Genomic DNA, 13597 nt, shown 5'->3' with positions numbered 1-13597 from the left:
TATAACCCCACTTTTGGTACACTGGATAAGTTGTAGAATTAGAGTTGTAATAACGGGTATGATGGAATTATAGATTATCTATTATTGATGTTGGATATGAGGCTTTTCTTGAATGTGATGAAATTATATAGTAACTGGTCATGTGCCGGTTTGGGAGGATATAGATGGATACAAAAGTTTTACGAAGAGAAGACGTAGAGCTGCTAGCGCCTGCGGGTGATTGGGATTGCATGCGGGCTGCTGTTGCGAATGGGGCGGATGCAATCTTTTTCGGGGTTGAGAAATTTAATGCGCGTGCTCGTGCGAACAACTTCCGTATGGATGAGCTGCCAGAGATTATGGCTTTCTTGCACAGCTATGGCGTAAAGGGATTTCTCACATTTAATATTCTAGTGTTCGAGAATGAACTTGAGGATGCGAAGGAACTGATTGATGCTTGTGTTGACGCAGGGGTCGATGCAGTAATTGTACAGGATCTCGGCTTGGTGAAGATGATCCGCGAGATTTCGCCGGACTTTCCGATCCACGGTTCGACACAGATGACCATTACTTCACCAGAAGCAGTGGAGTTTACGAAACCTTTTGATATGGAGCGGGTTGTGCTTGGTCGTGAGAACAATCTGAAGCAGATTCAGAAAATCGGTGCTCAGGCGAAGCTGCCTATGGAAGTGTTCGTACACGGAGCTTTGTGTGTGTCTTATTCTGGACAGTGTCTGACCTCCGAAATGTGGGGCGGTCGCTCCGCGAACCGTGGAGAATGCGCCCAAGCCTGCCGTCTTCCATATGATCTTATGGTCGATGGCGAACAGAAGCCCATGGGCGATGTGGCATATCTATTGTCTCCAAAAGATTTGGCGGCAATTGACCTGATGCCTGAGCTAATTGAAGCAGGTGTAACTTCCTTCAAAATTGAAGGTCGCCTGAAGACTCCAGAATATGTGGCGAATGTAGTCAGCAAATATCGTAAGGTGATTGACCGGTATTTTGACGGGGATGAGTCGAAACCGAGTAAGGAAGAAGTACGTGAGTTGCAGCAGAGTTTCTCCCGTGGCTTTACTCATGGTTTCTTGGATGGAACGAATAATAAAAAGCTCGTGGAAGGTACATTTCCGAAAAGCCGTGGAGTATACTTGGGCCGTGTTGAGCAGATTCTTCGTGATGGTGTGGTATGTAAGCTGGAAGCACCACTGAAGCGTGGCGACGGCATTGTGTTTGATGCTGGGGACCCAACGAAGAAGGAAGAAGGCGGGCGTGTCTACGATGTACGTCGTAAAGGCGTGAAGCTTGAAGGTGAAGCTGAAGAAGGCTGGATTATCGACATCGTACCAGGCCGTAGTGATGTAGATCTGCGTAAGCTGCATGTAGGGGACCGGATTTGGAAGACAAACGACCCGGCACTGGACAAACGTCTGCGTCAGACGTTTGAGACAGACAAACCGTACCGGGTATTCCCGGTACATGTGCGTGTCAGCGGTCGTCCTGGACAACCGCTGTCAACGTGGTGGACCGATGTGCAGAAAGGCACGACGGTCCAAGTGGATTCTGAGATGGAACTAGAGATTGCCCAGAAGCGGCCGATGAACCGAGAGCTTCTCGAGGAGCAATTCGGCCGTCTGGGCGGAACCGTGTTCCAGCTAGAGCAATTAGACGTCGAGTTATACGGTGACGTCATTGTTCCTATGCGCGAGCTGAACAGTATCCGCCGCCGTGCGGTGGAACTGCTCGCAGGCGAGCGTCCGAAGCCGCCCGTATATGTGAAGCGGGCGGTGTCGGTCTATGGCGATGCGGCGAAGCCAGCAACGCCAGTGGCGCGCGGTGAAGCGAAGCTTACCGCGCTGTGCCGCAGCCTGCCGCAGGTACAGGCTGCTCTCGAAGCCGGCGTAGAGATGATATACGCCGACTTCGAGTTTATCAAGCAGTTCCCGGCAGCGGTGGAAGCCGTCCATGCTGCTGGCAAGCAGATTGCGCTGGCTACGCCGCGCATTCATATGCCAGGCGAGAACGGCTACCATAACAACATCTTGCGCTTACAGCCAGATGCTGTGCTGGTGCGCAACACCGGGGCGCTGTATTTCTATCTGCGCCACCGGATGGAGAACCCGGATCAGAAGCATCCGAAGTTGATCGGTGACTTTTCACTGAATATTGCGAACCATAAAGCCGTAGATTTATTCCTTGAAGCTGGCTGCGATGCAGTTACACCGTCGTATGACCTGAACATTCAACAGATGGTTGACCTGCTGGGCAAGGCTGACACGTCCAGAATGGAAGTCGTTATCCATCAACATCTACCGATGTTCCATACGGAGCACTGTGTGTATTGTACGTTCCTAAGTGAAGGAACTGACTTTACGAACTGTGGTCGTCCTTGTGAAGAACACCGCGTATCCCTTCAGGACCGGATTGGCATGTCTCACCCGGTACGTGTAGATGAGGGCTGTCGTAACACGGTGTATAACGCTATTGAACAGTCTGGTGCAGAATACTTGGCTAATTTCATGGAACTTGGAGTATCAAGTTACCGTGTGGAATTCCTAGAAGAATCGCCAGAGCAAGTACATGAGGTTATTGATCTTTACAACCGCGCTCTCCGTGGTGAGATTAGTGGAACACAGGTGTGGAAGAAGCTAAAAGCAACGAACCAGCTTGGCGTAACGCGTGGACAGCTAGTGAAGTAAGAAGTTAGATTACGTAACTTATGAATATATAGAAGAGCACGAGAGGCGCGGTAACAAGCCTCATCGTGCTCTTTTTACGTGGATTTAGAACAAATGAAATGATTAATCTTCTTTAGCGGATGCGGAACCTACTTCTGCACTTTTGTCTATCTCCAGAGCATAAGCGATGCATCGCTCGACAAACTCTAGCACATCCTCCGTAATTGGATACAACCCAGACTCCTCAGCCGGCTGTTTCCGTACCTCCCAGAACTTGTTCATAAGCTCTTCATCTCCGCCAAAGGTTTCGTTCGATACCTCAATGAGCTCGGATGCAATCTGATAGCCTTCCTCGGACTCAGGCTCAATGGAATATTCAATGCACCATTCGATCCGTCTGAGCAATGAGATGTACTGTTGTGTAGTTCGGTCACTGTTCCCTAGATTGGGGAGCGCTTGCTTTAAGAACTGACGTTCATCCTCTTCAAAATAGTCCATCCATTTCTTAGAGCTAGTCTTCCCGGTCTGGACGAGAGAGGATACCTTCTCCCAAGAAAGGGATCCATCTAGATCAATCATATTGATTAGGGAGGTTGTGTTGTTGATGCTGGTCTGAAGGGAGGACAACTGTTCTTGCAGATGGTTGTGATGTGCGATCAGAATATGCCGTAATGACAGCTTCTCCAGCAGATTCTGAATATCCTCAAGTGGTAGCGAAAGAGATTTGAGGAGAATGATTTTTTCAAGGGTAAACAAATCTTCCTCTGCATAGTAACGCCGGCCATTGTCATCTTTATAGCTAGGCGTAAGAAGTCCGATCTGATCATAATAGCGAAGTGTGCGGACTGATACATTACTCTGTTTGGATACTTGCCCTGTTGTCCATCGGTTCATGCGAATCCTCCTGAAAAATAATGCTTGAAGGTGACGCTCCGTCACCTAATATACTGGAATTATATCACAGGAGATAAAGGGGTGTGCAGAATGAACAGCAATGTGGAGAATTGGAAGCAACAAGACCCATGGACTTGGAAAGAGTGTGCGGCGCTTTTGTTACTCGAATTCGGATTCGTCATCGGATGTATTAAGTTTGTAGTAAAGCCTATGTACAGAGACTGGCTTGGAGATGAGTTATACGCGGGAACCTTGATCGGAGTGACGATCGCAATCGTACTGTTGACAGGTTTGTATTTGATTGCAATTCGACCAAAACGTCTCTCTTGGGATGAGGTAGGAGTAAGAACTTTTGCTGCAAAAGATTGGGGACGCATCTTCGTCTGGACGTTTGTATTGATTATTGGAAGTGTACTGGTCATGGAGCTTACCAATCTCCTAGGAAATACATATGAGAACAGCAAAACAGAAGCAATGCAGAATCATGTAACTTTCTTTACCGTATTTATTGCTTTCGTATCTGCGGCAATCATCTCACCGCTCTATGAAGAAATCTTCTACCGTGGTTTCCTATACCGCTGGCTACGTACACGTCTCTCAATGCGCTGGGCAATCCTACTAAGCTCACTAATTTTTACGCTTGCTCATATTCCAACATACAATGCGATGCCGGCAAACTTTTTGGGTGGGGTCGTTTTTGCATGGGCGTATGAACGGACGAATTCGATATGGCCGGCGGTTATTGTTCATGGGCTGATGAATGGGATTGCGGTGGTGTTGACATCGTTTGGATAGGATAGGCTAGGAAAAAGGCCTAAAATACTGGTATAATTATCTAAAAAAGTGGACGTGGATGTTCCTTTGTTCGCTTTGGAAGGAGTCCATTATGGAGATCCGTAAAGCCATCATTCCAGCAGCAGGGCTTGGAACTCGTTTCCTACCAGCAACGAAAGCCATGCCTAAAGAGATGCTTCCTATTGTAAATAAGCCGACGATTCAATTTATTATTGAAGAAGCTGTAGCTTCAGGAATTGAAGATATTATCATTGTCACCGGTAAGGGAAAACGAGCCATCGAAGACCATTTTGACTCTTCATTTGAACTGGAGCATAACCTTGCTTCCCAAGGAAAGTGGGGGTTACTTGAAGAGGTGCGTCGTCCATCCAATATGGCAGACATTCATTATATTAGGCAAAAAGAGCCCAAAGGTCTCGGACATGCCATTTGGTGTGCTCGTAAGTTTATTGGAGATGAACCCTTCGCTGTTTTGCTCGGAGATGACATCGTTGAGTCTGAAACGCCATGCTTAAAGCAAATGATGCATGTTTATGATCTATATCAACGGGCCATTGTTGGTGTTCAGCCTGTGCCATGGGATGAAGTAGGTCGTTATGGCATTGCAGCAGGCCATGAAATAACGGACCGAATCTATGAGACAACTAGCTTGGTAGAGAAACCAACGAGAGACCAAGCTCCTTCTAATCTAGCAATCATGGGGCGATATATTTTGCCATCCGATATTTTTGAAATTTTGGAGACACAGGCATCGGGAAAGAACGGAGAAATTCAGCTCACGGATGCTCTAGCTACGCTTTCACGAAGAGATCCAATATTAGCCTATCATTTTGAAGGTAAGCGCCACGATGTAGGAGAGAAGCTCGGATTTATCGAGACAAGTATTCATTATGCACTGCAGCATAATGAATTGAGACCGGAACTTTTGAAGTACATGCGTGAAGTACTTAAACAAGAAGATCAATAATAAATTGATACAGGGAGTTAGACAAACAGTAGGGCAGTTCAAGTAGATATTAATCTACCTGGGCTGCCCTTTGCTGTGTTAATCATACTTCTTTTATGAAGTAAGGTGTTCCAGTCTGAATTTTGGGACTGGCTTGAGTGTCATCGGACATGACTAATCACCATATGATGCAGAAGAGAACTGATGCTTACGTCATGTGTTTACAATATGTTCGAGTTTTGGAAGGAGAACGATTATGAAAGCCATCATCCTAGCGGGAGGAACGGGCTCCAGACTCTACCCCTTAACGAAGGTAACCAATAAACATCTACTTCCGGTTGGGAAATATCCTATGATATTTCATTCGATTAAGAAATTAAAACAAGCTGGTCTTCTTGATATCCTTATTATTACAGGTAAAGAACATATGGGTGATGTTGTTAATCTACTTGGGAGTGGCAGGGAAATCGGTGTTTCATTTACTTATAAAGTTCAGGATGAAGCTGGTGGGATCGCTCAAGCACTTGGCTTAGCCCAACAATTTGTCGGAGAGGATCAAGTGGTTGTTATTCTAGGGGACAATGTATTCCTCGATGATATTACGCCTTACGTCAACCAGTTTCAAAATCAAACGTCAGGTGCCAAGATCCTTATTCAGCAGGTGCATGATGCATCAAGATTCGGTGTTCCAGAAATTAAAGGTGACCGAGTGATCTCGATCGAAGAGAAGCCAGCCGTGCCCAAGAGTAATTTTGCTGTAACAGGTATTTATATGTATGACTCACGTGTGTTTGATATCATCCAGAATTTAAAACCATCTACTCGCGGTGAATTAGAAATAACCGATGTCAATAATGCGTATATTGAGCGAGGAGAACTCACGTTTAATGTTTTACAGGGCTGGTGGACGCACGCAGGAACACACACTTCACTCGCGCGCGCTAATGAATTAGCGGAACATATTTTGCTTGGCGATGAGTTTGGTCATCTTAAGATGTAATAAGCGAAGGAGTAAATAACAAAACAGCTGGGTAGCTCAAGTAGAATCAATCTACTGAGCAGCCCAGCTGCTTTTGCTAGAATTGTAGTTCAGCTAACTGCTGAACTTGTTGCTTAGCATTTGGATCAATCTGCATTAGTCTATCTAATAATGCTTGATCGCTCTGCCCTTGCTTTTGGAGGGAAGCGAGATACCACTGTGCGATGTCCTGGTTGGTTGTCTGAGACAGATCTTCTTGTAGACCCATTTTCAGTGTATTTGCGGCCTGATCTGGCTGATTTGTCATGAAATACATTTTGCCCGTATTAAGAATCATTTCCGGGGTGTTTTCAAATGCGCGGCCTTGCAACTGTCCTTCAGGCAACGTGGCGAGATGCTTAATTCCTGCTTGTACTTTCTCAAAAGCCTCTGTTCCACGTTTAAAGTACTTATCTTTCACAGCAGTTTCACCAGTACCCAGTGCTTGATAGCCGATATCAAAGGCTTGGTTAATAATACTTTCATACCATTCAATATCCCATTTGAATTTATAGGCGTTAGTCACAAGCAGATCGAAAGCTTTATCCTTCTCATTCCGTAGCTCATGCCCTTGAATTAAACGTTTGATCATGAATTTGTTGTATGGTTCATCTTTCAAGGCTTTATTTAGAAGACCAACCGACAAATTGTAAAAACCCTCATCCTGTGTCTGTTTATAAACTGAGTGATACAGAGAGGACAGGAGAAGCACAGAGTCCGGATGGCTTGGACGAATACCCAAGTCTTTATCCAGTGGTTTCTTAATCTCTTCAAAGGATTGACTAGTCTGGGCCACCTTTCGGGCTTCCAGTGCGGAGTCACTTGCCTGAACATATCGAATTGATGTAATCAGAACAAGGATTCCGCCAATCCCTACGACTGCACTGTATACGGTTTTGGCGGTGCTCTTTTTCAGCTTCCATTTCGTTAGAGGCTTGTTGTCCATTACAGCAGCCATACCACCGAGCCCAAGGAATACGAGAATTCCCATGAATACATAACTCATATTAAAGTCTAGAATACTGTGCATCAATATAGATAACACAATAATTACATACAAGAAGTGAGTGTTGCGGCCTTCTTCATCAGCTTTCATGTAACCTCGAATATATTTGTAGAATATAAACAAGATAAACGACATGAATATCAAGAATCCGACAATTCCAACCTCGATCAAATATTGCAAAAAGAAGTTATGAGCCTGACGACTCGTATACGGGTTGTTTTGGTACTGCTCGTAAAGCGAAGCCCAAGCTCCTCCGCCTGCGCCGATTATTGGATAATCGGCAACCACTTTCATTGCATCTTTATAAAAAGTGAATCGCTCAAGGACACTGTGTTGATTAAAGTTGATGTTGTCCAAACGGGTAGCAATATTTTGTGGCAGAATGTTTTTTATACTTGTTCCGATGAACAGGAGAATCAGTAATCCGCCGATCACAACGGACCCTACTGGAATCCAGAGATTAGAGCTTTTTCTGGAAGACCACTTGTTCAGTCCACTTTCTAACATTGGAGCGATAAATCTTTGAATGACCCATCCTAGTAATCCTACTACAGCAGATACACCAAGTAGGATTCCCCAGCCCTTAAGGGCGCCACTGCTGCTAAACTTTTCATTTAGTTGAAGTCCTAGCTCTGTAACAGGTTTGGAGATAAGAAGCGACGCTACACCTGAGATAGCACAATAAATAATCCATAGAATTTGCTTTGCTGGCTTAAGGAACATCAGTAAGAGAACGAATACAACCGGTAGCATTACAAGTCCGCCACGTGAGAGTGTTAGCAGTAAAGATACAATGATCGGAACCAGCATGAAGCTGTGGAATACCTGGCTGTACCACTTACGTGATGTAGTGATGAAAAATATAGCCGCGAACAAAAATGCCATCAGAAATGCGGCGTATGTATTAGCGTACTGAAAGACGGAAGTTAGACGTAGTCCGTTAGAGTCAACCATGACAGCATTCGTATAGATCCCGTTCATAACGGTGTTTGAGAACCATTTTGCAATAGTGCCGGCGGTCTTTCCTTGTCCGAACCAATGAAGTAATCCGAACCCTACGATTAAATAGGATATTGTCATTATCGTTGTTTGGATTAATTTATTACCCATTTTGTCACGGAGTAGATACAACCCGATGATGAACATTATGGCATAAATAGACTGAATGATGACCATGTTCATAGCGAGATAGTGAGAAGCAGCACTGAATAACGAAATAACATAAGTTAATGGGAGAAGAAGCACGCCTACCATTAGCCAATCCCGCTGATCCTCCAATTGAATGGTTTTATAGTACTGGACGATCCATACGAAAAGTAGAATACAAGAGAGAGTAGCAGCCCAAAAGATAGGTTTCTCAAACTCTAGCATTTGACCATTAAATAGTGCTGTCTGGAACGGGGTCCAGGATAAAAACAAAATAAGACCGATTAATAATACCCAAATAAATCCTGACGATTTTTCGACTTTCCTCGACCTTTTGGCATGTTTACCGTATACTGGATTAGACAAAGTTTCCAATTCTCCTTATGCTAAGATATGACATTATTTTAGCATAAGCTGAGAGAAGGAACTATAGTTAACATTCTCTGAAGCAATGATAAAGAATAACTATGGATTGGATTACACGGCGATAGTATTGTGAATTTTTACTTGTTGTTTAAAATGCCACTGTTTTTCTTTGTTGCAGGTGCTAGTAATGGAATGAGTATGAAAAAGGTGGTTTAGCTTTTTATTAATCAAGGTCTAAAAGGATACTCTTTCCTTACTGGGTGTATGCCTTCTTGTGACAACCATTACCCATTCAACAGTCACCTTCTTGAGCAGAATAATGAAACAATTTTGGATAAATGTGTATCATTTATTTGCTTTTTATTTTACTTGGACTTCTAGATTTGACGCCTATTCTAATCTACTTTTTTAAAGAACCACCCCTGACTATTGAATTTCAATTTTTTGTGCTTTTTAAATCAAGTGAAGATGGATTGGCAAATTAGTTACTATTTCCATAATTTCGTCTTTAATAGTTGCTGCCCCTTTTAGGCTTGAATTATGAGCAAGTAGTTGATAACCATTGATTTTTACTTATAGGATACTTATTACTCTAGGTGCATGAATAATCGCATACATATTTTTATTTATTTCAATGGATGTATTTGTTCGGGTAACCATTTGGTTATTTATATATTTCGTACTGGCAACCATTATTGTATACCATTAGCAAATGCTTGGGAGGAATGCAAATGGACTGCTTCCTTTAGAAGGGTACTTTCGAAGATTTTTAGCGGAGGGTTCATCAATGAATAAAACTAACCAATTTTATTATTTTATAATAGATGTTTTTAAAATTTTTTTTAATGTAAACAAGAGAAAGCTTGCCTTTCGAAAAGCATACACGATATTCAAGGAATTCGGTTGGAAAGGGTTTGTAAAAGCAATAAAAAATAAGGCATCTAAACGTCAGCTTCTAGATGGTGTTGTTGCAAAAGAAGGGGAAGAGATGGAGGAACTGCCCTACCGTGGATCTGTGTTCATCCCGGGGGACAACACTGGTCGTAAGCTCTTCCGGCAGCAACAGGAGGAGTGTTCAGAAGCGATTTTGGGACAAATGACCGAGGAACTGGAAAAAAACATTTACTTCAGCATCGTATTGCTTCTAGGGCGTGCCGAGATAAACATGTTGAAGAGGAGTATAAAATCCATTCATTCGCAATTCTATAGTCGGTGGGAACTCTTGGCAGTTGATATGGGAGCCAAGGACAGGCGGGGGGTGAACCTCTTGGGTGGAGAAGTAGAAAAAGACTCTCGAATTCATCTGCTGGAGCTAAGCGGGCAGAAAATAGAAGAAGCGGAGGCATACAACCTTGCACTGAGTAAAGCATCGGGTGATTATGTGATTTTTATGCATCCTGGTGATCAATTAACACCCGACGCCCTGTATTGGGCAGCAAAAAGTTTGGAGGACGGAGAGAACATTGACTTGCTCTTCTCGGATGAATGTCATGTTGATGAGAGAGACAACTATTTTAATTTCTTTTTTAAACCAGCTTGGTCTCCACTGTTGATGATTAGATCTTCATACCCTGGGAATCTTTGTGTGTTTAGGAAAGCGGCTTTAGAGGAGTGTGGAGAATTTGACAAAGGATTTGATAATTGCGCACTTTATGAAATGACATTACGGCTCTCTAATTGCGGAGGGAAAGTTCGGCACATTGAACGGATCTTATATTTAACATATGCAATGGAAAAGACAGAAAAAGTACGCCAACGGGAGAAATCTAATCGGGTAAAGGCTTTGTTCCAATACATGTGGCGTATGAATTATACAGCTTCCGTCTATGAGCGCGATGGACATGATTTTATATCCAAATGGCGTAGTGAAACTCCACTTGTCAGTGTCATTATCGCAACAGACCATACGACTGCCATACTGGGTAGTTTGCCACAGTTATTGCGGGATACCGCGTATCCTAACTTTGAAATTGTTATTATAGCAAATTCTGAATTATCAGAAGATATCAGAGAGGCAATGCCCGGATTAGGAGAACGGCTGATTCTTTTACCGTATGATGAACCTCTTAATACTTCGAGAAAATACAATTTTGGTGCAGCAGCAGCCAAGGGAGAGTATCTTGTTTTTCTAAGCGATGATATGTATGTAGCACAGCGAGATTGGTTGAATCACCTTTTGGATATTTTGGATTTTCCAGATGTTGGAGCAGCATCCCCTGCTGTGATCGATTCAGAAGGGAGCGCGGTTTATATGGGGGGGCGGATTGGTCAGCATGGCGGCGAGTTGTATAATACTACATTTCCGAGCCAGTCATTTTATAGTAATGACGACCGCGCGCTGACTCTTCATATAAGCAGAGAAGTTAGCGTATTGAGCAAATATTGCTTTTCGGTGCGTAAAGAAGTCTTTTTTCAAGTTGGTGGATTAAATGAACAAGATACTCCGAACCGATACTTTGAGCTGGATTTTAGTTTGCGAATCCAAGATGAAAATCTCCGTTGTGCCTTTGTTTCGACAAGTATCCTTTTTAATAAAGTAAGGTCTGAGGTGGAATATAGCATTCCGCGAGATAGAGCATATTTGTACATCATAAAACAGTGGCATACTGTTCTGGAAAGAGACAGTTTATTTACAGATAGCATGTTGAAGTACAGTACAGACTGCGATAAACTACCGAACAGTCTGCTTCTTCCTAAAAACATACTGAAGGGTGAGAAGGGAAACATTCTGCTTGTAAGTCATGAGTTGTCCCGGACTGGCTCTCCGCAGGTTGTATTTGAGGCAGCAAAAGTCTTGAAGGATCAAGGGTATTTTCCAGTTGTAGCTTCTCCGGAGGATGGCCCCCTTTCGAGGGATATTTTGGCAGAGGGTATTCCGGTTATTGTTGATCAGGATCTGTCGAAATACAGGGCGTATCGCCCGAATGAGGTACCCAAGTCCATAACACCGGGGATTGACGACTTGTTGAGAAACTTTGATCTTGTACTTGTGGCCTCTATTGTTAGTCATAACCTTATCAACTGCTATAATGGTTCGGATATTCCGTTTCTATGGTGGATCCACGATGGTGGGACGGGATATAGTTTTCTCGAAAACTATCTATCTAGGCATTTGAAGAGCAATATTTCCGTCTATTGCGGCGGTAGATACGCACAGGAAATGTTGGAAAAGTGTCGACCGCAATATTATACAGAAGTGCTGTTATATGGCGTAAAGGACTGGGCTGTTGACATGAAAGAAATAACCGCCCGTCGAAAAAAGGTACTGTTTCTATTTCCTGCAACTTTTGAGATAAGAAAAAATCAGTTGTTATTATTGGAAGCAATTAGCATGTTGCCGGAGCCTGTTGCGCAAAAGGCGGATTTTTTGCTGATAGGCAAAGTTGGTGATGAGCTTTACTATCGGAGTGTAGACAATAAAGCCAAAGAACTACCCAATGTCAAGATATCTGGGCCAGTTCCCTATGACAAATTAATGGATATTTATCGTGAGACTGCCTGTGTCGTTGTTCCATCTATTGATGATCCCATGCCTGTTGTCTTGGCGGAGGCAATGATGATGTCCAAAATTGTGTTATGTTCTGACATGACTGGAACGGCACGATACATTGAAGATGGTGTAAACGGATTTTTATTTAGTAGTAAGAATGCATCAGAGCTGAAAGAAAAACTAGAATACGTTATAGGTAACTTTGATACGATGGATGATGTGCGCAAGGCAGGTAGGAAGACATACGAGCAGTATTTCTCTCAAGAAATCTTCACCGAAAATTTAGTTAGTGTTGTGGAGAAGAATATAGTTCGCTTTACGGAGGATAGTAAATGAAAAAATATGTAGTCTTAGGTGGTAATGGTTTTATTGGGAGGAAATTGGTCAGTAAGCTAAGCGAAGATAACTATGTGCTGGTAGCTGATAGATCATACAGTCCGGAATTTGAGACAATGAAGAATGTTTCTTATATGAAATTTAATTTCACAGAAGAAGAGAGCTTTGAACCGCTTTTAGATAATGCCGATACAATCATTCACTTAGTAAGCACACTGTTTGCCAAGGACGGTACGGAAAACCTGGCGGCCGAGGTATCGGCTAATGTTCTCACAACGATTCGCCTTCTTGAAGACATGGTTGGTAGGAATGCAAGTCTTCTTTTCGTATCGTCAGGTGGGACGGTGTATGGGGAGGGGGGAGGAACTCCAGCTTTGGAGGATGACGCAAAACACGCTTTCTGCGGTTATGCTCTCACCAAGACCATGATCGAAAACACTTTGGAGTTATACAAAAATCAGCATGGACTTCGTTATCAGACCGTGCGATTAAGCAATCCCTATGGCTTTATGAGTACTAGTGGCCGTATGCAGGGACTGATTCCAATCATGTTGAATCGGATCTTGCATGGAGAACCGATTACAATGTGGGGGGACGGAGAAAATATTCGGGACTATATCTTCATTGATGACGTTGTTGACGCAATTGAGGCAGTCCTGAATTATGAAGGTAAGGAGAATATATTCAATGTCGGAACGGGTGTTGGATATTCCAATAATGAGATTCTAAATTTGGTAATCGAAAAGCTGAGCCCGGAAAAACCTCCGTTGATTCAATATTCTTCAAGTCGTAAGTGCGATGTTAGAAAGAATGTTCTCAACATTGAAAAGATCACGAAATGTACGAGGTGGCAACCGAAAATTGGGATTGAAGAAGGGATTGAGTTAGTGATTCGTGAGTATAAAACCAAAATTCGATCCTCAATCCTAGCAATAGAATAGGT

8 protein-coding genes are annotated in these 13597 nt (G+C 43.3%); 6 read left to right on the top strand and 2 right to left on the bottom strand.

Annotated features, from left to right (window positions below; all coding sequences use genetic code 11):
* The first annotated feature begins 164 nt into the window (after positions 1-164).
* Positions 165-2678, top strand: coding sequence for a DUF3656 domain-containing U32 family peptidase (locus ACK8P5_RS23080; RefSeq protein ID WP_422658518.1), 2514 nt, complete (start codon positions 165-167; stop codon positions 2676-2678).
* A gap of 102 nt (positions 2679-2780) precedes the next feature.
* Here ACK8P5_RS23080 and ACK8P5_RS23075 read toward each other — a convergent pair whose 3' ends face one another.
* On the bottom strand, positions 2781-3551 hold the full coding sequence (locus ACK8P5_RS23075; protein ID WP_422658517.1) for a MerR family transcriptional regulator: 771 nt from the start codon (positions 3549-3551) through the stop codon (positions 2781-2783).
* A gap of 90 nt (positions 3552-3641) precedes the next feature.
* Here ACK8P5_RS23075 and ACK8P5_RS23070 point away from each other — a divergent pair, with 90 nt between their 5' ends.
* From ACK8P5_RS23070 to ACK8P5_RS23060, 3 genes are all read left to right on the top strand, one after another.
* On the top strand, positions 3642-4346 hold the full coding sequence (locus ACK8P5_RS23070; RefSeq protein ID WP_422658516.1) for a CPBP family intramembrane glutamic endopeptidase: 705 nt from the start codon (positions 3642-3644) through the stop codon (positions 4344-4346).
* 91 nt (positions 4347-4437) lie between these two features.
* Positions 4438-5313 carry a UTP--glucose-1-phosphate uridylyltransferase GalU gene (gene galU, locus ACK8P5_RS23065; RefSeq protein WP_422658515.1) on the top strand — a complete coding sequence of 292 codons (876 nt, stop codon included), beginning with the start codon at positions 4438-4440 and terminating at the stop codon, positions 5311-5313.
* 235 nt (positions 5314-5548) lie between these two features.
* Entirely contained in the window at positions 5549-6292 is a 744-nt protein-coding gene (locus tag ACK8P5_RS23060; RefSeq protein ID WP_422658514.1) for a sugar phosphate nucleotidyltransferase, read from the top strand.
* 76 nt (positions 6293-6368) lie between these two features.
* Here ACK8P5_RS23060 and ACK8P5_RS23055 read toward each other — a convergent pair whose 3' ends face one another.
* Complete coding sequence (locus ACK8P5_RS23055) at positions 6369-8828, bottom strand: O-antigen ligase family protein (protein ID WP_422658513.1); 2460 nt, start codon at positions 8826-8828, stop codon at positions 6369-6371.
* Positions 8829-9615: 787 nt separating this feature from the next.
* Here ACK8P5_RS23055 and ACK8P5_RS23050 point away from each other — a divergent pair.
* Both ACK8P5_RS23050 and ACK8P5_RS23045 read left to right on the top strand, forming a co-directional pair.
* Entirely contained in the window at positions 9616-12654 is a 3039-nt protein-coding gene (locus tag ACK8P5_RS23050) for a glycosyltransferase (protein WP_422658512.1), read from the top strand.
* Positions 12651-13595 (top strand): NAD-dependent epimerase/dehydratase family protein, encoded by a 945-nt coding sequence (locus ACK8P5_RS23045; RefSeq protein ID WP_422658511.1) that lies wholly within the window; start codon positions 12651-12653, stop codon positions 13593-13595. The genes ACK8P5_RS23050 and ACK8P5_RS23045 overlap by 4 nt, the downstream gene beginning before the upstream one ends.
* Positions 13596-13597 lie beyond the last annotated feature (2 nt).

This window comes from Paenibacillus sp. EC2-1, assembly GCF_049311625.1.
GTDB lineage: Bacteria > Bacillota > Bacilli > Paenibacillales > Paenibacillaceae > Paenibacillus_AQ.
The sequence above is the reverse complement of the archived record's forward strand: the minus strand, read 5'-3'. Positions and strand labels throughout refer to the sequence as shown.

Excerpts from the sequence above, each read along its gene's own strand:
- ACK8P5_RS23080 (WP_422658518.1), top strand. The coding sequence starts at position 165 with ATGGATACAAAAGTTTTACGAAGAGAAGACGTAGAGCTGCTAGCGCCT.
- ACK8P5_RS23075 (WP_422658517.1), bottom strand. The coding sequence starts at position 3,551 with ATGAACCGATGGACAACAGGGCAAGTATCCAAACAGAGTAATGTATCA.
- ACK8P5_RS23070 (WP_422658516.1), top strand. The coding sequence starts at position 3,642 with ATGAACAGCAATGTGGAGAATTGGAAGCAACAAGACCCATGGACTTGG.
- galU (WP_422658515.1), top strand. The coding sequence starts at position 4,438 with ATGGAGATCCGTAAAGCCATCATTCCAGCAGCAGGGCTTGGAACTCGT.
- ACK8P5_RS23060 (WP_422658514.1), top strand. The coding sequence starts at position 5,549 with ATGAAAGCCATCATCCTAGCGGGAGGAACGGGCTCCAGACTCTACCCC.
- ACK8P5_RS23050 (WP_422658512.1), top strand. The coding sequence starts at position 9,616 with ATGAATAAAACTAACCAATTTTATTATTTTATAATAGATGTTTTTAAA.
- ACK8P5_RS23045 (WP_422658511.1), top strand. The coding sequence starts at position 12,651 with ATGAAAAAATATGTAGTCTTAGGTGGTAATGGTTTTATTGGGAGGAAA.